The organism is Cryobacterium cryoconiti (genome assembly GCF_004403065.1).
Classification (GTDB): domain Bacteria; phylum Actinomycetota; class Actinomycetes; order Actinomycetales; family Microbacteriaceae; genus Cryobacterium; species Cryobacterium cryoconiti.
This window is the reverse complement of the sequence record NZ_SOHA01000006.1, coordinates 20,789-45,721: the sequence shown is the minus strand read 5'-3', so window position 1 is coordinate 45,721 and position 24,933 is coordinate 20,789. Positions and strand designations below refer to the sequence as shown.

20 protein-coding genes and 1 tRNA gene are annotated in these 24,933 nt (G+C 69.8%); 7 read left to right on the top strand and 14 right to left on the bottom strand.

From position 1 onward, the window contains the following. Positions 1-94: 94 nt before the first annotated feature. The 7 genes from E3T49_RS04250 to hpaD all read left to right on the top strand — a co-directional run bounded on the left by E3T49_RS04250 (position 95) and on the right by hpaD (position 8,652). Positions 95-970, top strand: coding sequence for an IclR family transcriptional regulator (locus tag E3T49_RS04250; protein WP_241972640.1), 876 nt, complete (start codon positions 95-97; stop codon positions 968-970). A gap of 227 nt (positions 971-1,197) precedes the next feature. Beyond that, entirely contained in the window at positions 1,198-2,544 is a 1,347-nt protein-coding gene (locus tag E3T49_RS04245) for an MFS transporter (protein WP_134423716.1), read from the top strand. 13 nt (positions 2,545-2,557) lie between these two features. Continuing rightward, a complete protein-coding gene (locus tag E3T49_RS04240) occupies positions 2,558-4,087 on the top strand; it encodes a fumarylacetoacetate hydrolase family protein (protein WP_134423715.1) in 1,530 nt (509 codons plus the stop codon). Next, a complete protein-coding gene (locus tag E3T49_RS04235; RefSeq protein ID WP_134423714.1) occupies positions 4,084-4,836 on the top strand; it encodes a GntR family transcriptional regulator in 753 nt (250 codons plus the stop codon). Before E3T49_RS04240 ends, E3T49_RS04235 begins: the two co-directional genes overlap by 4 nt. 148 nt (positions 4,837-4,984) lie before the next feature. Beyond that, on the top strand, positions 4,985-5,944 hold the full coding sequence (gene dapA / locus E3T49_RS04230; protein WP_134423713.1) for a 4-hydroxy-tetrahydrodipicolinate synthase: 960 nt from the start codon (positions 4,985-4,987) through the stop codon (positions 5,942-5,944). Positions 5,945-5,946: 2 nt separating this feature from the next. Continuing rightward, positions 5,947-7,464 (top strand): 5-carboxymethyl-2-hydroxymuconate semialdehyde dehydrogenase, encoded by a 1,518-nt coding sequence (hpaE, locus tag E3T49_RS04225; RefSeq protein WP_134423712.1) that lies wholly within the window; start codon positions 5,947-5,949, stop codon positions 7,462-7,464. Between the two features lie 111 nt (positions 7,465-7,575). Further along, positions 7,576-8,652 carry a 3,4-dihydroxyphenylacetate 2,3-dioxygenase gene (gene hpaD / locus E3T49_RS04220; protein ID WP_134423711.1) on the top strand — a complete coding sequence of 359 codons (1,077 nt, stop codon included), beginning with the start codon at positions 7,576-7,578 and terminating at the stop codon, positions 8,650-8,652. Positions 8,653-8,729: 77 nt separating this feature from the next. Here the strand turns inward: hpaD and E3T49_RS04215 are convergent, their stop codons facing one another. From E3T49_RS04215 to E3T49_RS04150, 14 genes are all read right to left on the bottom strand, one after another. Beyond that, a complete protein-coding gene (locus tag E3T49_RS04215; RefSeq protein WP_134423710.1) occupies positions 8,730-9,623 on the bottom strand; it encodes an anti-sigma factor domain-containing protein in 894 nt (297 codons plus the stop codon). After that, a complete protein-coding gene (locus tag E3T49_RS04210) occupies positions 9,610-10,266 on the bottom strand; it encodes an RNA polymerase sigma factor (RefSeq protein WP_241972639.1) in 657 nt (218 codons plus the stop codon). The genes E3T49_RS04215 and E3T49_RS04210 overlap by 14 nt, the downstream gene beginning before the upstream one ends. A 15-nt stretch (positions 10,267-10,281) precedes the next feature. Then, positions 10,282-10,938, bottom strand: a complete 657-nt coding sequence (locus E3T49_RS04205; RefSeq protein WP_134423709.1) for a class F sortase — start codon at positions 10,936-10,938, stop codon at positions 10,282-10,284. A 14-nt stretch (positions 10,939-10,952) separates the two neighbouring features. Next, entirely contained in the window at positions 10,953-11,789 is an 837-nt protein-coding gene (locus E3T49_RS04200; RefSeq protein WP_134423708.1) for a DUF4397 domain-containing protein, read from the bottom strand. Between the two features lie 132 nt (positions 11,790-11,921). Further along, the gene (locus E3T49_RS04195; RefSeq protein ID WP_134423707.1) at positions 11,922-13,289 is read right to left on the bottom strand and encodes an MFS transporter; all 1,368 of its coding nucleotides are present in this window, start codon (positions 13,287-13,289) and stop codon (positions 11,922-11,924) included. Positions 13,290-13,390: 101 nt separating this feature from the next. Beyond that, entirely contained in the window at positions 13,391-14,257 is an 867-nt protein-coding gene (locus E3T49_RS04190; protein ID WP_241972638.1) for an alpha/beta fold hydrolase, read from the bottom strand. Continuing rightward, complete coding sequence (locus tag E3T49_RS04185) at positions 14,258-14,848, bottom strand: isochorismatase family protein (RefSeq protein ID WP_134423706.1); 591 nt, start codon at positions 14,846-14,848, stop codon at positions 14,258-14,260. 28 nt (positions 14,849-14,876) lie between these two features. After that, positions 14,877-16,289, bottom strand: coding sequence for a D-alanyl-D-alanine carboxypeptidase/D-alanyl-D-alanine endopeptidase (dacB, locus tag E3T49_RS04180; protein ID WP_241972637.1), 1,413 nt, complete (start codon positions 16,287-16,289; stop codon positions 14,877-14,879). A gap of 88 nt (positions 16,290-16,377) precedes the next feature. Then, positions 16,378-18,663, bottom strand: a complete 2,286-nt coding sequence (locus tag E3T49_RS04175) for a putative bifunctional diguanylate cyclase/phosphodiesterase (RefSeq protein WP_134423704.1) — start codon at positions 18,661-18,663, stop codon at positions 16,378-16,380. Positions 18,664-18,734: 71 nt separating this feature from the next. Further along, positions 18,735-21,047 (bottom strand): putative bifunctional diguanylate cyclase/phosphodiesterase, encoded by a 2,313-nt coding sequence (locus E3T49_RS04170; protein ID WP_166785464.1) that lies wholly within the window; start codon positions 21,045-21,047, stop codon positions 18,735-18,737. Positions 21,048-21,230: 183 nt separating this feature from the next. Further along, a complete protein-coding gene (locus E3T49_RS04165; RefSeq protein ID WP_134423702.1) occupies positions 21,231-22,229 on the bottom strand; it encodes a Gfo/Idh/MocA family protein in 999 nt (332 codons plus the stop codon). Positions 22,230-22,509: 280 nt separating this feature from the next. Continuing rightward, positions 22,510-22,585: transfer RNA gene (locus tag E3T49_RS04160), tRNA-Thr, on the bottom strand. 47 nt (positions 22,586-22,632) lie between these two features. Beyond that, positions 22,633-23,271, bottom strand: coding sequence for a TetR/AcrR family transcriptional regulator (locus tag E3T49_RS04155; RefSeq protein ID WP_134423701.1), 639 nt, complete (start codon positions 23,269-23,271; stop codon positions 22,633-22,635). Between the two features lie 45 nt (positions 23,272-23,316). Then, positions 23,317-24,870, bottom strand: a complete 1,554-nt coding sequence (locus E3T49_RS04150; protein WP_174722379.1) for an alpha/beta hydrolase — start codon at positions 24,868-24,870, stop codon at positions 23,317-23,319. Positions 24,871-24,933 lie beyond the last annotated feature (63 nt).

Sequence of the window (24,933 nt, the reverse complement as noted above, 5' to 3'; positions counted from 1 at the left end):
GTTGGCCACCGGCTCCGGCGTCCGGGACCTGCGCATCCGCCGGGGGCGGAACCGCGGATGCGAGAATGGCACCGTGGCGACGTCAATGAGCGGGATGAGCGGGGCAATCCAACCCAGCGAGAGCGGGATGAGCGGCGCCATCGAGCCCGCCCCGAATGAGCCCGGCGCGAATGACGAGCCCGGCGCGAATGAACCCGGCGCCCGCGAATCCGGCACCGACGCCAGCGGCGCGAACGGCGAAAGCGAGCCTGGCACGAGCACGAGCAGGAGCGCCGCGAAGAGTGCTCCGCATTCGCAGACCCTGTCCCGGGGAATTCGCGTGCTCGAGATCCTCGCCGAATCCGATCAGGCCATGAGCATCGCCGACGTGGCGGCCGCCCTCGGCGTGCATCGCTCGATCGCCTACCGAATTCTGCGCACACTGGAAGACCACGGGGTTGTGCTGCGGGATGCCGCGGGCACCATGCGTCTGGGACCAAGGATGGCCGCGCTCGCCCGCGGCGTCGCCCGCGGCCTGCAGACCGCAGCCCTGCCCGAGCTGACGAACGTCGCGAACGAACTGGGGATGACCGCCTTCGTCGCCGTGCTGGACCGGGAGGAGGTGGTGACCCTGGTCAGTGTCGAACCGCGGCAGGCACCTGCCACGGTGGCGCAGCGGCCGGGAACGCGGCATCCGCTAGGCCGGGGAGCGCCCGGAATCGCCATCCAGTCACTGCTGACGGCGGACCAGTGGGCACACCTGGGCACCGAAGCGCGCCGGGACGAGACCGCCGCCGCGCGCACGCGCGGCTTCGCCACCAGCCACGACGAGGTCATTCCGGGGCTGGCTTCCGTGGCGGTGCCGCTCTTCGTGCCCGGCGAGGCACCGGCCGCGCTGGCCGTCGTCTATCTCGCGAGCGGACAGAGCGCCGCCGGGATCGGCGCCCGCCTCGTGACGGCCGCGGCCTCCATCGCAGCCGACCTGCGCTGACCGGCACCTAGAGGCATTGACCGGCAGCGACCAGCACCAACCGGCACTAACCAGCACCAACCGGCACTGACCGGCACTGACCGGCACTGACCGCGGCCGTCCCCCGGACCCAACCCCAACCCCAACCCCAACCCCAACCCCTGTCGGATAATATACGATCTGTGATACCGTTTCGGAATCGCGCGACACCGCGCGGAAACTCGCAGGGAAATACAAAGGGGTATTCCATGGCATTGACGACCGACCGCACCACCGAGCGATCCGCCACCCGGCGGGAAGAACGCCGCGTCCTGGCCGGCACGATGGTGGGCACCACCATCGAGTGGTACGACTTCTTCATCTACGCGCAGGCGGCCGGCCTCGTTCTGGCCGGACTGTACTTCGCCCCGCTCGCCGACGACAACGCCGGGCTGGCGCAGCTGATCGCCTGGGCGTCCCTCGGCATCAGCTTCCTGTTCCGCCCGCTGGGCGCGATCGTGGCCGGCCACCTGGGCGACCGCCTCGGCCGCAAGGCCATGCTCGTGCTGACCCTCGTCATCATGGGTGCCGCCACGGCGCTGATCGGTCTGCTGCCGACCTTCGAGCAGATCGGCGTCTGGGCGCCCATCCTGCTCATCGTCTTGCGCATCCTGCAGGGCTTCTCGGCCGGCGGGGAATGGGGCGGCGCCGCCCTGATGTCCGTGGAGCACGCTCCGGTGAACAAGCGCGGATTCTTCGGCGCCTACCCCCAGATCGGCGTGCCGACCGGGCTCATCCTCGCCACCGGCGTGATGCTCCTGGTGACCAGCTCGATGAGCGAGGAGGCCTTCCTCGCCTGGGGCTGGCGCATCCCGTTCCTCGTCTCGGTGCTGCTGATCGTGGTCGGCTTCGTCATCCGCCGCTCGGTCGACGAGAGCCCCGTCTTCAAGGAGATGCAGGACCGCAAGAAGGAATCGGCCGCCCCGCTCCGCCAGCTGTTCACCACCCACTCGCGCCAGGTCATCCTGACCGCGCTGATCTTCATCGCCAACAACGCCGCCGGCTACCTGCTGATCGCGTTCTTCTCCTCCTATGCCACCAAGCCCGTCGAGGCCGGCGGCCTCGGCATGGAACGCTCCCCCGTGCTGCTGGCCAGCACCATCGCCGCGGTGTTCTGGCTCGCCTCGACCATGTACGGCGGGATGCTGTCCGACCGGATCGGACGCATCCGCACCTTCCAGTTCGGGTACGTCTGGCTCTTCATCTGGGCCATCCCGATGTTCCTGCTGATCGACACCGGCGAGATCGTCTGGTTCACGGTGGCACTCGTCGTGCTGGCCAGCGGACTCGGCTTCTCCTACGGCCCGCAGGCGGCGCTGTACGCTGAGATGTTCCCGGCTCAGGTGCGCTACTCGGGCGTATCCATCGGCTACGCCCTCGGTGCCATCCTGGGTGGGGCGTTCGCCCCGCTGATCGCGCAGCTGCTCCTCGACGAGACCGCCTGGTCGCCGTCGATCGGCATCTACATCATGGTGCTGGCCACGATCTCCTTCGTCGCCGTCTCCCTGGTGAAGGAAACCCGCGGGGTCCCGCTCGGGATCTCCCAGCACGACTAGAAAGCGGGAAAACATGCCGAACTCGACCTCCGTGCACGCCGCCGGCACCAGCACCGTGCCGGTGCTCGCCGTGCCGGGCAAGATCATCGCGGTGCACCTCAACTACCCGAGCCGGGCCGCCCAGCGCGGCCGCACGCCGGAGCAGCCGTCCTACTTCCTCAAGCCGGCCTCGTCGCTCAGTTCCAGCGGCGCCCCGGTGGAACGACCCGACGGATGCGAGTTGCTGGTGTTCGAGGGCGAGATCGCCCTGGTGATCGGTCGCCGCACCCATGGTGTCTCGCCCGAGGAGGGCTGGGCGGCGGTCTCGCACGTGACGGCCGCGAACGACTTCGGCGTGTACGACCTGCGCTACGCCGACAAGGGCTCGAATCTGCGCTCGAAGGGGGCGGACGGCTTCACCCCCGTCGGTCCGGCCCTGCTGCCCGCGGCCGACCTCGACCCGGCGGGCCTGCGCATCCGCACCTGGGTCAACGGCACGCTGGTGCAGGAGGACACGACCGCCGACCTGCTCTTCGGATTCGGCCGGCTCGTGGCCGACCTCTCACAGCTGCTCACGCTCGAGCCCGGCGACCTGATCCTCACCGGCACGCCGGCCGGATCGTCGGTCGTCGTGCCCGGCGACACGGTCGAGGTCGAAGTGGATGCCCCGGGCGCCCCGGGTGCCCCCCGCACCGGCCGCCTCGTCAGCCCGATTCGGCAGGGCACGGTGCCGTTCGGCGCGTTCGGCGCCGGCCCGCGGGTCGACGACCTGCAGCGCACCGAGGCGTGGGGTTCGGCGGAGGCGGCCGGGCTCGCACCGGCATCCGCCCCGGCGGCGGGAACCGCAGCGGAGCCGCCGCCCTTCGACCTGACTCCCGAGCTGAAGGCGCGGATCAACAGCGTCGGCACCGCCACCCTCAGCGCCCAGTTGCGCAAGCGCGGCCTCAACGCCGTGTCGATCGACGGGCTGGGTTCGACCCGCCCAACGGCCCGTCTGGTGGGCCGGGCCCGCACCCTGCGGTACATCCCGGCCCGGGAGGACCTGTTCGAGTCGCACGGCGGCGGTTACAACGCGCAGAAGCGCGCGTTCGACGCTCTCGGGCCGGACGACGTACTGGTGATCGAGGCCCGCGGCGAGCGGGGCACGGGCACGGTCGGCGACATCCTCGCCCTGCGCGCCCAGGTGCAGGGCGCCGCCGGCATCGTGACGGATGGCGGTGTGCGCGACCTCGCGGCCGTCGCCGCCCTGGAGATCCCCACCTACCACGCCGGACCGCACCCTGCCGTGCTCGGACGCCGGCACGTTCCGTGGGACACGGACCTGACGGTCGCCTGCGGCGGGGCATCCGTGCAACCCGGCGACGTGATCGTCGGGGACGCCGACGGGTTGCTCGTGATCCCGCCGCACCTGGTCGAGGAGGTGGTGGCCGCCGCGATCGTGCAGGAGCGCGAGGAGACCTTCATCGCCGCGATGGTCGCGGCCGGGCACGGCGTCGACGGGCTCTACCCGATGAATGCGGAGTGGAAGGCCCGTTACCGGGTCTGGCTGGAGGAGCAGGCATGACGGTCTCTGTGCCGGTCTCGACAGGCTCGACCACCGGGGGCCCGGTCTCGACAGGCTCGACCACCGGGGGCCCGACCACCGGCGGCGACGCGTCGCTGAGCAAGGCGCAGCTCGCTCACCAGTGGATCCGGGCGCGCATCACCGACGGCAGTTTCAGCCCGGGCTACCGCCTGGTGCTGGGCCAGATCGCGCGGGAAATCGGGGTCAGCACGGTGCCGGTGCGGGAGGCCATCCGTTTGCTGGAGGCGGAGGGACTGGTCACGTTCGAGCGCAACGTCGGCGCGCAGGTGGCCATGCTCGACGTCACCGAGTACACCCACACGATGCAGACGCTGGCCCTCGTCGAAGGCTACGCGACCGCCCTCTCGGCGCCGCAGCTCGACGCGGAGACGCTGCTGCGGGCCCGGGCGATCAACACGGAGATGGCCGGATGCCTGCACCACTTCGATCCGGTGCGGTTCACCAGCCTGAACCGCGAGTTCCACTCGGCCCTGTTCGAGGCGTGCAGCAACGCCCACATCCTCGACCTGGTGCAGCGGGGCTGGAGCCGGCTCGGCACCCTGCGCGAATCCACGTTCAGCTTCGTGCCCGGCCGGGCGCACGAGTCCGTCGCCGAGCACACCGCGCTGCTCGACCTGATCGAGAACGGGGCCGATCCGCTGCAGATCGAACTGGCCGCGCGCGAGCACCGGCTCGGCACCCTCACCGCGTTCCTCGCCCAGCAGCACACCCCCACCGCCACCCCCTGACCTCCCCTGACGCCTCCCTGTTTCCCCAGTTTCCCCAGTTTCCCCAGTAACTGTTCCCGAATCGGACAAAAGTCGCCCGCACACCGGCAACATTCGTCCGATTCGGCAACAGTTGCCAGCGCATCCGTCGCCCTCGAAAGGAAGAACAATGAAGTTCCGCACCGACCCGAGCCAGATCAAGGGGTCCATCGCACCCCTGATGAGCCCGTTCACGGCCGACGGCGCCGTCGACCATGCCGGCCTCACGAACCTCGTGAACTGGCAGCTCGCCTCCGGCACGCACGGCATCTCGCTCGGCGGCTCCACCGGTGAGCCGAGCTCGCAGACCATCGCCGAGCGGGCGGCGGCGATCCGCACCGTGGCCGCCGCGATCGACGACCGGGTGCCGTTCATGCCCGGCACCGGCTCCGCCAAGCTCGACGAGACCCTCGAGCTCACCGCCGCTGCCCGGGACGCCGGCATCGACGCCGCCCTGATCATCACCCCGTACTACGCCCGTCCCACCCAGGAGGCGCTCTACGTCTGGTACAAGACCGTCGCCGAGGAGTTCCCCGACCTGCCGATCGTCGCCTACAACGTGCCCAGTCGCACCGCCGTCGACATCGCCCCGGAGACCATCCAGCGCCTCTACCGCGATTTCGACAACTTCGTCGGCGTCAAGGAGACCACCAAGGACTTCGAGCACTTCTCCCGGGTGCTGCAGCTCTGCGGCCCGGAGCTGCTGGTCTGGAGCGGCATCGAACTGCTCTGCCTGCCTCTGCTGGCCCTCGGCGGCGTGGGCTACATCAGCGCGACGAGCAACATCGCCCCGGTCGCGCACGTCGACATGTACAACGCGTGGATGGCCGGCGACATCGAGACGGCCCGGCGCATCCACTACGGCCTGCACCCGCTCGTCGACCTGCTCTTCGTCGAGACCAACCCGGCGCCGGGCAAATGGGTGCTCGAGCAGCGCGGCCTGATCGAGAGCGGCTTCGTGCGCCCGCCGCTGATCACCCCGACGGATGCGGGCATCGCCACCATGAAGAAGCTCCTGACCGCGGGCGAACAGTACCTCTCCCCCGTCGACGGCTTCACGGTCGCCGGCTTCACCCCGAAGGCGGCCTGACCATGACTGAGACCGCAACCACAACGCGCATCCGGCACGTACCCGAGAACCTGCCGACCCGCATCCAGCACTTCATCGGCGGCCGGTTCGTCGACAGCGTCTCCGGCGCGACCTTCGATGTGCTCGACCCGGTGTCGAACCAGACCTACGCCACCGCCGCGGCCGGCCAGAAGGAGGATATCGACCTCGCGGTCGCGGCCGCGACCGACGCCTTCCTGAACGGTCCGTGGCCGGGGATGAAGCCGCGCGAGCGCTCCCGCATCCTGAACCGGATCGCCGACGCCGTCGAGGCGCAGGATGCCCGCCTCGCCGAACTCGAGACGTTCGACACCGGCCTGCCGATCACCCAGGCCCTCGGCCAGGCGAAGCGCGCGGCCGAGAACTTCCGCTTCTTCGCCGACCTGATCGTGGCGCAGACCGACGACACGTACCAGGTGCCCGGCAGCCAGATCAACTACGTCTTCCGCAAGCCGGTCGGCGTCGCCGGCCTGATCACCCCGTGGAACACCCCGTTCATGCTGGAGAGCTGGAAGCTCGCCCCCGCACTGGCCTCCGGCTGCACGGTCGTGCTCAAGCCGGCCGAGTTCACGCCGCTGTCGGCGAGTCTGTGGGCGGAGATCTTCCGCGAGGCCGGGCTGCCCGACGGGGTCTTCAACCTGGTCAACGGGCTCGGTGAGGAGGCCGGCGACGCGCTGGTCAAGCATCCGGATGTCCCGCTCATCTCGTTCACCGGCGAGACCACCACGGGCCAGACCATCTACCGCAACTGCGCCGCGAATCTCAAGGGCATGTCGATGGAACTCGGCGGCAAGTCGCCCGCCGTGGTCTTCGCCGACGCCGACCTGGAAGCCGCTCTCGACTCGACCCTGTTCGGGGTGTTCTCGCTCAACGGCGAGCGCTGCACGGCGAGCAGTCGAATCCTGGTCGAACGCCCGATCTACGACGACTTCTGCGCCCGCTATGCGGCCCGCGCGAAGAACATCGTGGTCGGCGACCCGCACGATCCTGCCACCGAGGTCGGCGCGCTCGTGCACCCCGAGCACTACGCCAAGGTGATGAGCTACGTCGAGATCGGCAAGGGCGAGGGCCGCCTGCTGGCCGGCGGCGGCCGCCCGGCGAACCTGCCGGAGGGCAACTACGTCTCCCCGACCGTGTTCGCGGATGTCGCCCCGACGGCCCGCATCTTCCAGGAGGAGATCTTCGGACCGGTCGTCGCGATCACGCCGTTCGACACCGACGCGGAGGCCCTCGAGCTGGCCAACGGCGTGAAATACGGTCTGGCCGCCTACATCTGGACCAGCGATCTCACCCGGGCGCACACCTTCGCGCAGTCGATCGAGGCCGGCATGGTCTGGCTGAACTCGCACAATGTGCGGGACCTGCGCACACCGTTCGGCGGGGTGAAGGCCTCCGGGCTCGGTCACGAGGGCGGCTACCGGTCGATCGACTTCTACACCGAGCAGCAGGCCGTGCACGTGACCCTCGGGTCGGTGCACACGGCCCGCTTCGGCGCCCACTGACCCGGGTCTCGACAGGCTCGACCACCGGGTCTCGACAGGCTCGACCACCGGGTCTCGACAGGCTCGACCACCGGGTCTCGACAAGCTCGACCACCGATTAAGGAGGATTCCATGACCACCATCCCCATCCCCACACCCACGGCGACCCCGCCGGACATCCTGCGCTGCGCCTACATGGACATCGTCGTCACCGACCTCGCCCGCTCACGCGCGTTCTACGTGGACGTGCTCGGTCTCGTCGTGACCGAGGAGAGCGACACCGAGATCTACCTGCGCAGCTTCGAAGAGTTCATCCACCACAACCTGGTGCTGCGCCAGGGTCCCGTGGCCGCGGTCGCAGCGATGGCGTTCCGGGTGCGCGCCCCCGAAGACGTGGGCCTGGCCGAGGCCTGGTACCAGGAACTCGGCTGCCGCACCGAACGCCGCACCAACGGCTTCGTCAAGGGTGTCGGCGACTCCGTGCGCGTCGAGGATCCGCTCGGCTTCCCCTACGAGTTCTTCTACTCGGTCGACCACGTCGAACGCCTAGCCTGGCGCTACGACCTGCAGGGCCCCGGCGCCCTCGTGCGCCTGGACCACTTCAACCAGGTCACCCCCGACGTGGGCCGCGGCCGCGGCTACCTCGAGGACCTCGGCTTCCGCGTCACCGAGGACATCCAGGACGAGGACGGCGTCACCTACGCAGCCTGGATGCGCCGCAAGGACACCGTGCACGACACCGCCCTGACCGGCGGCGACGGCCCACGGATGCACCACATCGCCTTCTCCACGCACGAGAAGCACAACATCATCTACATCTGCGACAAGCTCGGCGCCCTGCGGATGTCCGATGTGATCGAGCGCGGCCCCGGTCGCCACGGCGTCTCGAACGCCTTCTACCTCTACCTGCGCGACCCCGACGGCCACCGGGTGGAGATCTACACCCAGGACTACTACACCGGCGACCCCGACAACCCGGTCGTCACCTGGGACGTGCACGACAACCAGCGCCGCGACTGGTGGGGCAATGCGGTCGTGCCGAGCTGGTACACGGATGCGTCGTTGGTGCTCGACCTCGACGGCAACCCCCAGCCGGTGATCGCCCGCACCGAGTCCAGCGAGATGGCCGTCACGGTCGGTGCCGACGGCTTCTCGTACACCCGCAAGGACGACGTGGAGCACGGCTTCAAACTCGGCCACACGCTCTAACGCGCATGAGAGTGCCCGTTCCGGTCGAGAGTGACCCGCAGAGCGGGCACTCTCGACCGGAACGGGCACTCTGGGGGTCAGACGATGCGGAGTTCTCCGCGCAGGATCGAGTCGCCGGAGTGCTGCGGGTCTCCGTCGTCGGGCTCCGCGGAGACGTCGACGAGCGGGTACTGGGTCAGGTCCACGCCGTCGGGAATGGTGAAGTGCCCGGACTCGCCGTTGAGCAGCCCGATACTGATCAGCCCGGACGCGTCGGCCTTGATCAACCAGACCTCCCGCAGATCGGAGTCGCCGTTCACCCCGGTGACGTCGAGCACCACCTCCCGGTGACCGTCGGCGGTCTTCGCGACGTAGGCGCTGCCGGCGGCGTCCCAGCCGGGGAACGGATCGAGTTGCGCCCTGGCGAGCGTCACCGTCGCGGGCGCCTGCTGCTGCGCCGACTGCCACCAGATGCCGCCGCCGAGGCCGCCGAGCAGACCGGCGATGCCGGCGGCCACGGCAACGGGCATCCAGTTGCGGCGCCGGCGGTGGGGGCGAGGGCGCAGACCGGACGCCGAGCCGATGTCGGTGACCGGGGCGGTGGCGGCCGGGGTCTCGGCAGGCTCGACCACCGGGGCCGGCTCGACCGGCGGGGCAGGCTCGACCGGCGGGGCAAGCTCGACCACCGGGGCAGGCTCGACCGGCGGGGCAGGCTCGACCAGCGGGGCCGGCTCGGCGTAGTCGGTCAGGCGGGGGGTGGCGGCAACTGCGTCGGACAGACCGAGGGCGGAGTGGATGCCGGCCCAGGCGGAGTCCGGAGGCTCGACGAGTTCCACGCTGCGGGAGGACCGGCCGACGAGGGCGGTGTGCTGCAGCGCGATGAGTTCCAGGGAGCACTCGGGGCATTCCGCGAGGTGCTGGCGTTCGGGGTCGGTGAGGTCGAAGTCTGCCATGGCAATGAGCGCGAGATCATCCCGGTCAATGTGTGTCATCGTTCGCCTCCAATCTGGTGCGCAGTCTCGAGAGACTTCGACGGATATGACTTTTCACGGTGCCGAGCGGCAATCCGAGGTTATCGGCGATCTGGGTGTGCGTGAGATCGTCGTAGAACGCCAGCTGCATCACCTGTTGCGGAACCGGTCCGAGCCGGCGCAGTTCGTCACGCATCAGAACCCGGTCCGCCACGTCGGCCGACTCGTCCGCCTGGCTGAGCTCGGTGTCGAGGAGAACAGCCTCCTCAACGCGACGCCTCCGCGAACGGGCCTCATGGGCATCCGCCACGGTGTGCCGGGTGATCCCGACGAGCCAGGCCGGCAACGGCGACCGAGACGCATCGAAACCGTCCCTCCCCCTCCAGGCGGCGAGGAAGACCTTCTGGGTCACGTCCTCGGCTTCACCGGGATCGCCGAGCGAGCGCACGGCGATCGTGTAGACGAGGGATGACCAGCGGGCGTACGCCTCGGCGAGCGCCCGCTCGTCTCCCGCCCGGAAGGCCTGGAACAGCTGGGCGTGGTCGTCATCGTCGGTGAGAGCCGTCACGTCGTATCGGTGTCCCCCGGTTGGTGAGCGCATCGGGAGGTCGTACATGTCAGGCTCCGCCGCAGAGCGAGCCTCGACCACCGTGACGACCAGCATAGCCATACCTCTGGGTCATGCGATCGGATTCGCCGAGACGATAACGTTCGACAGGTAGCTGCGGGCGTCGTAGTCGAATTCGCCGCCACAGGTGACGAGCGTGAGCCGGCCCGGGCCGGTGCGGTCGAAGATCGAATCCCAGGGGACATCCGCCTTATTGACCGTCTGCACCGATTCGACCGCGTAGCGCCGCTCCTGGCCGTCTTCGGTGGTCACCACGATCTCGGTGCCGGCCGGTGCCGAGGCCAGCTCGGCGAACGGTCCGATGTCGTAGACCAGGGAGTCGACATGGGCGGCGACGACGGTCGCCCCGGTGGCGCTCACCGGAGACGGGCCGAACCGGTACCAGGCGGCGATCGACGGGTCTTTGGGCAGTTCCATCGCCCCGTCGGCGGCCAGACCCACAGGTTCGATCGCCATGTCGATTCCGAGGGAGCCGACACGGATGCGCTGGGGAGCCAGGGCTCGGGGCGCCTGGTTCTGGTCCAGCGCGGAGCTGACCGTGGGCACCAGGTCCGCGGCGGCGGGCGGCGGGGCCGGTGCCGGCGTCGTGGTGGCTGCAGTGGGAGGCACGTAGGCCGTGGAGGACGCTTCGCTCGGGGCGGTGGTGCACCCCGTGAGCAGGACAAGAGCCACAGCGAGCGCTGTGAAGATGCCCGCTGTGGCTCTCATCGAAGGTTCCTCTACTAGCGGCGAGCGGCGGACAGGCGACGCATGCCGACGACGGCTGCGGCGACCAGGCCCATCAGCACGGCGAAGCCACCGACAATGAGCCCGGTGGATTCGTTCGCCTGGTTGGTGGCGACGAGTCCGGCCTCACCGGCGGGGATGCTGTCCGGGTTGGAGTGAAGCCCGTCGATGGTCTGAACGGCCAGGGCGAGGTTCTTGTCGGCCAGGCTGCCCCACGCGTAGACGATCGTGTTCGTGCCCTCGGCAACGTTCACGTCTGCCGGGCCGATCACCGGGTCAGTCGTTCCGGTTGCGGCGACGGCGGCCGAGATGGTGCCGGCCGGCAACGTGAGCACGGACTCGTTCGGGTTCGTCAGGGCCGTGATCGCGGCGGCTCCGTTGGCCAGCACATCGACCGCGGGGGCTGCTGCCACGTGGCGGACCGTCAAGCGGCCCTCGCCGGCGGCGACCTGAGAGATGTCGTTGGTGAACAACGTCGCCGTCGGCTTGCCGTCCGCGTCGAGGTTGGCGGTGGCGGTGTAGTTCTTGCCGGCCTCCAGCGGGAGGTCGATCGGGCCGATGACGGGTGCGCTGGCATCCGCTGCGTCCGACGCGGTGATGGCCACCTTGTAGGTGCCTGCCGGCAGGTCGAGGGGACCGGCCAGGTCGCCCGGCTTGAAGTCGTCCAGGGTGAGCTCATCGTTCACGTACACGTCGACGGTGAGGCCGGGAACTCCGTGGAGCACGGACAGCTTGGCGACGTGTCCGTCGGCCTGCGCCGGAGCGAGTCCGCCGAGCGCGACAAGGGCGCCGAGGGTTCCGGCCGTCATTCCGATCTTGAGGGACTTGTGCATCGTTTCCTCCTGCTATTGGGTCAGTGAGTGGGTCACTCTGGAGAGGGACTTACTGCCTCTCTTACACTCACTTCTGCCAGGGAGCCGGAAACGGATGCACGTGCATCGACTTTTTTTGACGAATTTTTCGGATCAGGCCGCTGCGTCTGTGCGCACCGGCATCCCCGGTGTCCTGCCCGCGCGGTGCAGTGAGATGTCTCGGTGGAAGATCACGAGCACCAGCACCAGCGACACGGCCGAGACCGCAGCCCCGCCCGCGAACATCGCCGGATAGCCCAGCCAGGGCTCGAGCAGGGACAGCGCCAGCGGCACGAAGAACCCCAGGTAGGTGATGCCGTAGTAGATCGCGGTCAACCGGGCGAGGTGGTCGGGCGGCGCGATCCGCTGCACCTCCTGCAGTCCCGACACCATCAGCAGGCCGTAGGCGGCGCCGAGCAGGGCCGCGGTCGGCAGGATCAGCCAGAGCCGCGGCGGGCTCACGGCCACGGATGCGAGCAGCAGCGATCCGAGGGTCAGCATCAGCGCGAACATGATGCCTCGGGCGTTGTGTCCCGCGGTGATCCGGTGGCTGAACAGTTGCAGCGACGCGCCCGCGACGAGCGCCACCACGCAGAGCAGGGCCGCGAACGCCACCGGGGCGGACGGGATCTCGGCGGCGGCGAGTGCGGGCAGGATGGCGTAGGCGGTCGTGGCCGTGCCGAAGACCCACGGCGCCACCGGCACGATCAGGAGCAGGAACCGCGGGTACGGCGAGGTGGGCGGGTGGGCGGCCGGCCGGGCGCCGGGCGCGACGCCCTGCCCCTGGGACTCCGGGGTGCGCAGCAGCAGCAGCCCGAACACCACCGCGATCACCGTGTGGGCCGCGTAGGGCAGAACGCCGGGGAAGGGTGCCCACTGGGCCAGCACGCCGGAGCTGGCCGCGCCGAGTGCGAAGCCGAGGGACAGGGCGATGGTCGCCCGCCGCGCCCCGGAGGCCCGGTCGGCGCGGAGGTCGAAGGGTTTCGCCGAGAGTTCCTTCACCCAGCTGGTGCCCACGGCCATGGCCAGACCCAGGGCGACCCCGGACAGGATGCGACCGAATAGCAGCAGCGGAACACTCCCGGCCGAGACGGCCAGCAGCACGCTTCCGGCGATCGCGATCCACGGTGCGGGCAGCATCAGCGGCCGGCGGCCGAACCGGTCGGACAGCGGACCGGCGATCAACAGGGCCGGGATGATGCCGAGCACGTAGGCGCCGAGCAGCAGGTTCGCGAGTTGGTTCGAGAACCCGTCGGCCTGCCGGTACATCACCAGCAGCGGGGTGAATTCGTTGCCGCCCCAGGCCACGGCGAAGATCGCGGCGGCCGGCGCCAGCCAGAACCGCCGTCCCCCGGCGGCCGAGCCCACCCCGGTGGTCGAGCCCACCCCGGTGGTCGAGCCCACCCCGGTGGTCGAGCCCACCCCGGTGGTCGAGCCTGTCGAGACCCCCGCCCCCGCGGCATCCTGAATGTCGGTAGTCATGACGGTCCCCCGGTCGGCATCCAGCGGGCTCGGCAGCGAGGCCCGCGCCCACCCAGCCTAGGCGAGGCAGTCGGCACCACTCCCCCGCTGCAGCCGCGGACTCAGGCCAGGAACTCCAGCGCGGCGCGCTTGAACTCGCGGGAGGTGAGCGAGTTGACGTGGTCGCGGCCCGCCAGCTCGAGGTACTCGGACCCGCGCGCGCGGGCGAGGTCGGCGACCCCGGCCGGGATGGAATCGGCGCCGCCCGCGACGTAGAGCACGGGAATCTCGGCCGGCACGTCGAGCGAGGAGCCGGCCACCCCGCCGACGCAGGCCACGAGGGCCTCACGGTCGGCGCCGTCGGTGATCGCGGCCCCCAGCACCGCGACGATCGACGGGTCGGCGGCGACGGTTCCGTCGGTCACGAACCGTTGCACGGCATCCGGATGCCAGGTCTCGAACAGCTCGTCCGGCCCGGCCCCGCCGAGCACCATGCGGCGCACCCGTGCCGGAGCCAGCCGGGCCAGCGCCGCCGCCACGCGCGAGCCCATCGAGTAGGCGATCACGTCGACCTGCTCGAGTTCCAGGGCGTCGAGCACCACGACGAGGTCGGCGGCCAACTGCCGGGGCAGATAGTCCTCGGCCCGATGCGGTTTGTCGCTCCGGCCGTGCCCGCGGAGGTCGGGCGTGATCACGCCGCGGCCTGCCTCCTGCACGGCACGAACCCAGCCGGTGCCGGCCCAGGTGACCTGCGCCGTGGAGGCGAACCCGTGCACGAGCAGCACCGGGCGGTCACCGGGCACGAAATCGTAGGCGATCCGCACGCCGTCGAGGCGCCGGGCGTAGAGCACGTCGCCCGTCGCCGAATCGGCTGATCTCGTCGATCCGGTCGAACCCGTCGAACCCGTCGATCCCGTCGATCCCGTCGATCCCGTCGATCCCGTCGATCCGGTCGAACTCGTCGATCCCGTCGAATCTGCCGCGCCCACCTAGGCGACCACGTCGGAGGTGACGAGGAGCGAGCCGGCGTAGCCCAGCTCGGCCAGGGCCGCGTCGCTCGATTCCCGGGCGACGCCCGCGACCAGGTCGGTCAGCACCCGCACGTGCTGGCCGTGTTCGAGGGCGTCCAGGCCCGAGGCTCGCACGCAGTGGTCGGTGGCCAGCCCCACGATGTCGATGTCGGTGACGCCGTTGGCGATCAGCAGTTCGCCCGTCTTCTCACCACCCTCGGAGACTCCGTCGAAGATCGAGTAGCCGGCTTCCCCCTGGCCCTTGCGAATGTGGATGGTCGTGTCCGGCACCAGCAGCGACGGGTGGTACTCCGCGCCGGGGGTGCCCGCGACGCAGTGCACCGGCCAGGACTCCGTGTAGTCGGGGTCTCCCTCCCGGGCGAAGTGGCCGCCGTTGTCGCTGTCGGGGTCATGCCAGTCGCGGGAGGCGAAGATCACGTCATAGGCATCCGGATGCTCCAGGAGCAGCGCGCTGATCCCCTCGGCGACCGCAGACCCACCCTCGACGGCGAGGGCTCCGCCCTCGGTGAAGTCGTTCTGAACGTCGATGATGAACAGGGCCCTGGTCACGGATGACTCCTTCTCTCGCCGGTTGAGGTCAGGAGTTCGACAGGTTGCCGCCACAGCGGAAGAACCCCGCGGCGATGGTGTCGAGCGCCTGCTTGGCATTATCGCTCACATCACCGAGAGCGTAAACGGCGAAGGTGAGCGGCGTGCCGTCGGCCGCCCGGATGACGCCGGACAGCGTGTAACCGGTGTCGATCCAGCCCGTCTTGGCGAAGACGGCCCCGTCGGCGACCGCGTTGTCGCCCGTGAACCGGTCGCTGTAGGACAGCGAACCGGTGGGTCCCCCGGCCACCGGCAGGCCGTCGAAGATCACGCCGAGGTCGCCCTCCCGATCGTTGATCTTCACGAACAGCCGGGTGAGGTAGGCCGGCGCCACCGCGTTGTCGTCGCTCAGGCCCGAGCCGTCGCGGATGACGATCCCGGTCGTGTCGATGCCGTAGGAATCGAGCGCGGAGACGATCGATTGCTGCAGTGCGTCGAAGGTGTTGCCCGCGCCCGACTCCACCGCGACGAGCCGGGCGAGCATCTCGGCCAACGCGTTGTCCGACACGATCAGCGTCTGCCCGATCAGCACGGACACCGGCTGGGACTGCACGGCGGCGAGCTGGGCAGCCCCGGCCGGGGCGGTGCCGCGGCTGATGCTCACACCGCCGCCGAGCGCGTCGGCGAAGGCCTGCCCGGCACGCCCGACCGGGTCGGTGCTGCGCGCCGACGTGTGGCGTGCCGGGTCGTCCCGGTCGCCGTCGACCTGGAGGGCGGTCACGTCGGACATCGACCCGGCGTTGCGTTCCAGCTCATCCCAACTCGGCTCCCAGCCGGGGCCGGCGAAGAGGGAGGAGTCCAGCACGAGCGAGGTGATCGGCGGGTTGGCCGGGTTCGCCTGCCAGGCGGCCACGGTCTGGCGGGCGAGATCGTCGAGGTGGGCGGCGCCGGGATAGACGGACTCGGTGCCGGTGGGCAGGCGGGACAGGGTCACGTCTCCCCCGCCGACCAGCACGACCGATCCCGGCTCGCTGCCGGCGACGACGGTGGTCGTGACCCGGTGGTCCCGTCCGAGCACGTCGAGCGCGGCGGCGCTGGTCAGCACCTTCAGCACGCTCGCAGTGCGCGAGGGGGTGCTGCCGCCGCGGTCGAAGAGCACCGTGCCCGTGGCGGCGTTCAGCACCTGGGCCTGAAAGTCCGCCAGCCTCGGGTCGGCCGCGAGGGCCGCGACCGAGCAGGTGCGCAGGGCGTCGGCCGCGGCGGCGTCGACGGGCACCGGGCGGGACGGATCAGCGGCCGGGGCGGCCAGTGGCACGGTCGAGTCCACCGCCGTGACGGATGCCGTGGCCGCGGCATCCGGGGCCCGGGTTGCCGCTCCGGCAGCGACGGCCCCGGCGCCCAGCAGGAGCAGCAGGGCGGCGGCGGCCGTGACTCGGGTGCGCAGGGGCTTCAGTTCTACCACCCGAGCACTGTACCTGCCGTGCATGTGAGGTGCGCTCACTCCAGGCGGCGACAACCGCGCAGCGCCGGACCGCAACCCGGCGCGGCGCCTAGTTCATGGGGGCCAGGGCGACCTGGCGGGCCCTGAACCAGGAGTCCAGCGCTGCCGCCGGCAGCGGGCGCGAGATGTAGAAGCCCTGCGCCTCGTCGCAGCCGTCCGCGACCAGCTCGGCGTAGGCGATCGCATCCTCGACGCCCTCGGCCACCATCCGCACGCCGAGGCTGTGCGCGAGTTCAACGATGGAGGCCACCAGGGCGGCGGCCCGGGTGTCGTCCGCCATCGGGAAGACGAAGGACTTGTCCAGCTTGAGCTCGTCGATCGGGAGGTCCCGGAGATAGGCCAGGGAGCTGTAGCCGGTGCCGAAATCGTCCACCGCGATGCGGATCCCGCTCTCGCGCAGTCGCCACAGGATTTCCCGGGCCCGGGCCCGGTCTTCCATCAGGAAGTCCTCGGTGATCTCCAGCATCAGGTCGGACGGCGCCAGGCCGCGCACCTGCACCATGGCGCTGATCCGTTCGGGCAGGTCGGCCTCGATCAGCGAGCTGGCGGACATATTGACCGCGACGGCCAGGGGCCGGCCCTCGGCCCGCCAGGCCACGGCCTGGTCGAGGGCCTTGCCCAGCACGATCCGGGTCAGCTCGCGCATGAGGCCGGCGCCCTCGGCCGTGGGCAGGAACGCATCGGGGGGAAGCAGGCCTCGCGTGGGGTGCTGCCAGCGCACCAGCGCCTCCACCCCGTGCACGTGGCCGGTGCCGAGTTCGACCTTGGGCTGATAGTGCAGAACGAGCTCGTCGGTGACGAACGCCCGCCGCAGGTCTTCGAGCATCCGTAGCCGGGAATCGCCGTGGATGTCGTCGGTGAAGGTGAAGACGTGGTGCCCGCTGCGCGACGTCGTGGCCTTGGCCTTGTACATGGCCATGTCGGCCTTGCGCAGGAGCACCTTGAGGGTGGTGCCCTGGTCGGGGAACAGGGCGATACCGATGCTGACGTTGGTCTCGATCGCGATTCCCTCGAGGGTGAACGACCGGGCCAGCACGGCCTGCAGCTTCTCCGCCAACGCCACCGCCTGATCGTGGCCGGCATCGCGGAGCATGATCGCGAACTCGTCCCCGCCGAGGCGGGCGAGCAGATCCCCGGGGCGCAGCTCCGCGTTCAGCCGCGATCCGACCTGCACCAGCAGCAGGTCGCCGACATCGTGGCCGAGGCTGTCGTTCACCTCCTTGAACCGGTCCAGGTCCAGCAGCAGCAACGCACACCGGCTGTCGTGCGCCGGGTACAGGTACCCGGCTGCCTCGGCGTAGAGGGCCCGCCGGTTCGGCAGCCCGGTCAGGTCGTCGGTGCGCGCCTGACGGCGGAGGTCGGCCATCCGTCCCAGCTGGCGGGATCCGAGTTGGGTGCGGACGACCCCGATCACCAGGGTCACGCCCGCGAGGACCACGGCTGGGATGGAGATTCGCACCTGGGTGCCCAGCACGAGCACCGTCATCCCCGCGGCCGACGCCAAGGCCGGAACGGCCAGCGTCCACGCCCCGTTCAGCGCACGCCCGGCGGCGGATCCCGGGCGCGCCAGCTCCCAGAGCCAGGTCGCCGTCAGGGTGAGGCCCACGGCCCAGCCGGCATCCAGCACCGTGCCGACCACGTACTCGTCGGAGGCGACCCGGAACGCGTAGACGGCGTCGCTCACCGTGAAGACCACCAGACCCAGCCCGAGCAAGGCCCACCGGCGCCCCAGATTGAGTCCGCGGGCTGCGGCGATCCCGATGATGACCGACACCAGCACCAAATCGAACAGGGGGTAGCTGACGGCCACCAGAATGGCCAGGGACGGCGGGCCGGCCGCCGCCGTTTCGAAGGCCGGGGCCATCAGAACGGCCAGCACGGATGCGGCGCCGAGCGAACCCAGGGCACCGTCCACGTGAACGGATCGGGGTATCGGCCGGAGCTGACGATGCACCAGCACCACCAACCCGACCAGCAGCAGCGGATAGAACAGCATGTAGCCCAGGTCGGCGAACGACGGGTACGGCAGTGTTCCCGCACCCCCGAGGAGGAAGTAGGTGGTGGCGAGCCCGAAAACGGTGACGGCGGACGCGACCAGGACCAGCGGCATCCGCCCGGTTGCGGCGCGGGCCACGGCGACCCAGCAGACCAGGGCCGGGGTCAGCTCGGTGATCACCCAGAGCCCGTTGGTGACCGTCGCCTCGACACCGCCGGCCAGCAGGCACAGCACGTAGGCGATCAGGAGCAGCCAGGTGCTCCCGAGCAGCCAGCGACCGGCCTGGGCGCGGCGACCGGAGCGGGCGTCCGGGCGGCCCGCGTGCGCGGTGACGTGCATTGGCCCCCCTGCCGTTTCCCCAACGCTAGCGGAGCGGCCGCGGGCGAAAGTGCCAGCGGCGTGGCCTGCCCTCACCCCAGAACAAGGGGTTCTTCAGACGAAGGCAGGGTGATCGGATCCCCGGCGCCATGGTCGCGCCAGAGAGCCTGGGACTCCGGATGACGCCGGGCGAGCCACAGATCGAAATCGGCAGCCGGAACGGGACGCGACATGTAGTAGCCCTGGCCCTGGTCGCAGCCGAAGCGCGCCAGTGCCGCGTACGCCTCGGCGTCTTCGATCCCCTCGGCCACCATGGTCAGTCCGAGGCTGTGGGCCAGGATGACGGTCGAGGAGACCAGGGCGGCCGCACGCGGATCGTCGGTCATCGGCGACACGAACGACCGGTCCAGCTTGAGCTGGTCGATGGGCAGGTCGCGCAGGTAGGCCAGTGAGCTGTACCCGGTGCCGAAGTCGTCCACGGCGATGCGCACGCCCCGCACGCGCAACCGGCTGAGGATGTCATGGGCACGGGCCCGGTCGGCCATCAGGAAGTCCTCGGTCACCTCCACCTGCAACGCGGACGACGGCAGGGCTCGGGCGAGGAGCATGGCGGCGATCCGTTCGGGCAGGCTTTCGTCCACGAGGGAACTGCCCGAGAAGTTCACGGCCACCGACAGGGGTGTGCCCTGCGCCTGCCAGCGCGCCGCCTGGTCGAGGGCCTGGGCCAGGACCACCTGGGTGAGGCCGGGCATGAGGCCCGATTCCTCGGCCAACTCGAGGAAAGCATCCGGATACAACAGGCCCCGCGTCGGATGCTGCCACCGCACGAGCGCCTCGACGCCCTGCACTGCGCCGGTGGCCAGCTCGATCTTGGGCTGGAAGTGCAGTACCAGTTCGTTCTCGGCCAGTGCGTTACGCAGCTCCTCGAGGGTGCGCAGGCGCGTGTCGCCGTGGCTGTCGTCGGTGCTCCGATAGACGTGGTGGCCGGTGCGGGCGGACTTGGCCTTGTACATGGCCATGTCGGCCTTGCGCAGCAGCACCGTGAGGTCGGCGCCCTGGGCCGGGTAGAGCGCGATTCCGATGCTGGCCGTGGTCGTCAGGGCGATCCCGGCGAGCGTGAACGGCACCGCCAGGGCGTCGAGCACCATGACCGCCGCGGTCTCGGCATCCGCTGCCTCCGCGCCGTCGAGAAGGATCGCGAATTCGTCCCCGCCGAGCCGGGCGAGCAGGTCGTCGGGCCCCAGCTGGGCGGAGAGCCGCGCGCCGACCTGCACCAGGAGCCTGTCCCCCGCATCGTGGCCGAGGCTGTCGTTGACTTCCTTGAACCGGTCCAGGTCGAGCACCAGCAGCGCGCGCCGGTTTCCGCCGGCCAGCAGACCCGGAACGTCGGCGTACAGTGACCGCCGGTTGGGCAGCCCGGTGAGGTCGTCGGTGCGGGTCTGGGTGCGCAGGTTGACCATGCGGCCCAGGTCCCGGAAGGCGAGGGCCGTGCGGATCGACGCCCCGATGAGGGCCAGGCTGGCCAGCACAACGGCGGTGATGGGAACGTCGACCCGGCTCGCCGTGACCAGCACCACGAGACCGCAACTCATGGCGATCGACGGCACCACCATCGCCCACGCCCCGCGCACGGGACGGCTGGGTCGGCTCGACGGGAGAGTGGAGCTGCGCAACCAGACCGCGATCAGGGCCAGGCCGACTGTCCAGCCCAGGTCCAGGGGGGTACCGATCGTGAAGCCGGGGCCCGTCACCCGGAATGCGAACAGGGTGTCGGTGACCGTGAAGATGAACAGACCCAGGATCAGCAGATTCCAGTTGCGGCCGACGCTCAATCCCCGGGCGGAGGCGATCCCGGCGACGACCGCCATCATGGTGAGGTCCCAGGAGGGGTAGGCCACCGCCACGAGGGCAGCCAGGGAGGGCATCCCGCCGTCGGTTTCCAGAACCGGGCCGAGCACGACCGACAGCACGGCGGCGGCGCCGAACACGCCCACTGCGCTGTCCAGCGTCACCGGCCAGGACAGGGTGCGCAGCTGGCGGTAGACCAAAACGAACAGGGCGGCCAGGATCAGCGGGTTGAACAGGAGGTGTCCCGCATCCGCCAGAGACGGGAACGGAAGAGCCGGAGCACCGCCGAGTGTGACCAGGTAGCCCGTGTGGCCGGCGGCGAACGCGGTGACGGCGGACGCCACGAGCGGTTCCAGGTAGCGTCCCGTGCCCACACGCCGCACTTCCACCCAGCACACCACGGCCGTGACCCACTGGGCGAGCACGTTCGCGCCGGCAGCCACGGCGACGGGCATGCCGACACCGGTCAGCAGGGGGGTGACGACGGAACAGACCACGAGCACTCCGAGAAGCCACAGGAGCCAGGTGTGGGAGCGGCGGGGACGGAGAGCAGGCATGGATTGAGTGCGCACGGTTCGGTTCAGGGGAGTTGGACTCCGGGGGCTGCGGAGGGCCATCGTTCCCCTTTCCCGCTCGTACTGGAAAGAGTATCGGTGGCGGGCTTGCAGCCCAGCGCACCCGGCACCGATTTCGGCGCGCCGGACACCCCCCAATCTGGTGGCGCGGGTGCGGGTCGGCGGCTACTCGCCGGGGTAGCGCAGCCCGATCTGTGCGCGCACCTCGTCGAGGGTCTCCATGATCGCCACGATCTCGTCGACCGGCAGAATGTCGCTGGAGATCTTCCCGGCCCGGATCAGCGACTCCGCCTCCGCCGCCTGGTAGTGCATGCCGCGCCCGTTGATCTCGGCGGTGAAGGTCTCGATCACCTCGTTGGCGCTGTTCAGCACCCGGAACGTCGTGGGCGCGTACCAGACCCGGTCGATGTCGATCCGGCCCAGGGTGCCGAGGATGGTGGCCGTGTTGGGGCCGGTCGTGTTGCTCGCCGACAGGGTCTGCGCGATCTGCCCGCCCGCGTAGCGGAAGGTGGTGGCGACCTGTGCGTCGGCGCCGGTGGCCTTGAACGTCGCGCTCGCGAGTATGGTCTCGGGCCGCCCGAACAGTTCGGAGGCGAACGTGAGCGGGTAGATGCCGAGGTCGAGCAGCGCGCCGCCGCCGAGGTGCATGGCGTTCAGCCGGTGCGCCGGGTCATCGGGCAGGTCCTGGGTGTGGTCGGCGATCAGTGAGCGCACGTCGCCGAGGGTTCCTTCGGCGAGGATCTCGCGGATGCGCACCATGTGCGGCAGGAACCGGGTCCACATGCCCTCGAGCACCAGCAGCCCCAGGCGTGCACCGAGGTCGACGATCTCACGGGCCTCGGCGCCGTTCAGGGTGATCGGCTTCTCGATCAGAACGTGCTTGCCGGCGTTCAGGGCGAGCCTGGCGTTGTCCGCGTGAAACGGATGCGGGGTCGAAATGTAGATCACGTCGACGTCCGGGTCCGCGGCGAGGGCCTCGTAGCTCCCATGCGCGGTGGGGATGCCGAACTCGGCCGCGAAGGCATCCGCTGACGCCTGAGATCGGGAGCCGACCGCCTGCACCTGAAAGCCGTTCAGCACGAGGTCGTTCGTGAATGCGTGGGCGATCCCGCCCGTGGCCAGGATGCCCCAGCGAATTGCGTCGGTGCGGGTTGAGTCGGTCATGGGATCAGCCTAGCGAGTGCGGGAACCCGGTGGTCGAGCTCGTCGAGACCCGGCGAGCTCGTCGAGACCCGGCGAGCTCGCGCTGCGACCCGGCCCGGGGCATCCGTCGTGACAGCACGCTAACTGCGGAGATTCTCGAGACACGCCGTTCCGCCGGGCACCACAGCAGGCGTGTCCCGAAAATCTCCGAGTTTGCGTCGCCACGCACGGCGACGCACGGCCAGACCAGACAGCGCAAGGCGCCGACAAGCGACGGATGACCGGAGCGGCCTGAGTGGGTTGGAGCCGCCTATCAGAATCGAACTGATGACCTTCTCATTACGAGTGAGACGCTCTACCGACTGAGCTAAGGCGGCGTCACGATTCTTCCTCTCGGAAAACCTCGGTGACACAGCAACCAAGCTTAGCTGGTCTTCAGCGTCATCTCGTACAGGTCGGCGAAGGATGCCGTGACGTACTCCGCCAGGGGCCGGGCCACATCGGAGTCGGCCCAGCATCGCCAGGCGTGGCGCAGGGCGGCCACGGCCACCAGGGTGAAGAGCAGCGCCCGTTGTTGCAGCTGCACCGAGTCGGCGCCGAGGTGCGGGTTGTCGGCGACGAAACGCCGGGTGATGATCTCCTGCAGGCGACCCTCGAAGTTGCGCAGGGTGGCCATCCGCATCCCGAACAGGTACGGGTTCTCCTTCATCAGCCGGCGCCGCAACTGGTGGATCTCCCGGTCACCGTCGGTGTTGCGGAGGCTGTCCGAGAGCAGCGCGGCCAGCTGGGCCAGCATGTCTCCGCCGGGTCCGCCGTGCACGAAGGCATCGATTTTCGGCTCAGAGGCCAGGTCGAGTTCGTCGCCGACGAGCGCGGCATCCTTCGACGGGAAGTAGTTGAAGAAGGTACGCGGAGACACGTCGGCTTCCCGGCTGATCTCCTCCACGGTGACCTTCTCCAGGCCCCGCTGGCAGGAGAGGGTGAGCACCGCGCGCTGGATGGCACGACGAGTGGCGAGCCGCTTGCGTTCCCGCAGCCCCGGTTCCTCGTGATGCCCCGACATGCCTCAATCCTTGCACGGCGCGCACATCTGCAGTCAGACGGATACTCAGCACATCGGGTCTTCGGCCGGCACCGTGCCCTTCAACAGGTAGTCGTCGACGGCCGAGTTCACGCAGGCGTTCGACTTGTTGTAGGCGGTGTGCCCCTCACCCGTATAGGTGACGAGCTGGCCGCTCTCGAGCTGCTCGGCAAGGTTCTCTGCCCACACATAGGGCGTGGCCGGGTCGTTGGTGGTGCCGATGACCAGGATCGGGTCGGCGCCTTCGGCAGCGATCGCAGTGCGCTCCCCGTCGAACTGGTACGGCCAGTTGGCACAGCCGATGTCGCCGTAGGCCATGTACTTGCCGATGGTCGGGGCCGCCGCCTCGATCTCGGCGGCCTGCGCGCGCATGGACGCCGGGTCGTCGTTGTAGCTGTAGTCGACACAGTTGATGGCCATGAACGCCTCGGTCGCGTTATCACTGTAGGTGCCGTCGACGGAGCGGCCGTTGTAGCCGTCCGCGAACTGGAAAGCCAGGTCGGCGTCGCCGCGCAGCACGCTGTCGAACATCTCGCTCAGGTTCGGCCACGCGGTGGCCTGGTAGAGCGGGTAGATGATCGCGGTGAGCAGCGAATTCGCGCCGAGTCGGCGGCCGTCGGTGGCTGCGATCGGGCTCACGTCCACCGAGGCGAGCAAGGCGCCGATGGTGTTCATGGCGTCGTCGACGGTGCCGTCGAAGGGGCACTCCTCGCCCGCCAGGCAGTCGGTGAGGTAGGAGCGCAGGGCATTCTCGAAACCGGTGGCCTGCACCCGGGTCACATCGGCGTTCGTGGTGGCGGGATCGAGCGCGCCATCGAGGGCGAGCCGCCCGACCCGGTCCGGGTAGAGGTCGGCGTAGGTCGCGCCGAGGAAAGTGCCGTAGGAGTAGCCGAGGTAGTTGAGCTTCTCGTCGCCGAGCGCGGCACGCAGCAGATCGAGGTCACGGGCGGCACTGGTGCTGTCTACGTGGCCGAGCAGCGCACCGGTGTTCTCCTGGCAGGCGGCGCCGAAATCGGCGGCGGACGCCGCCAGCTCCTGGATCCACGCGTCACTGCCGCGCTGGGTGGTCGAGAGGCCGTAGAGGTACTCGTCCATTTCGGCCGGTTCGTAGCAGCTCACCGCCGAGGAACGGCCCACCCCGCGGGGGTCGAAGCCGACGACGTCGAACCCGGCTTGCAGCTTCGCATCCGTTGCGTAGTCGAGGGAATCCTTGACGAAGTCGTAGCCCGAGCCCCCAGGGCCGCCGGGGTTCACGAGCAGCGAACCGATTCGGCTGCCCGTGGCCTGGTGCCGCACCAGGGCCAGGTCGACCGTGTCGCCACTGCCCGGGTCGGCCCAGTCGAGCGGCGCGGAGGCCGTGGTGCACTGCAGGCCGGAGCCGCAATCCTTCCACTTGAGCACCTGGTCGTAGAACGGTTCGAGGTCGGCGCTGACCTTCTCCCCGGTGGGAACCGAGGTGGACTGGGCCTGCTGCGGCAGGAACAGGGGCACACAGCCGCTCAGTCCCAGGGTGAGCACCAGGGCCACGGCCGTGGCCCTGGCTCGCACCGACAGGGTGCTCAAGCGAGGTCGTCTGGTCAACGGTTTCTCTTTCTCTGGGATGAACGTTCTCCGGCCGGCCTCTGAGACCGACCTGCACAGCGC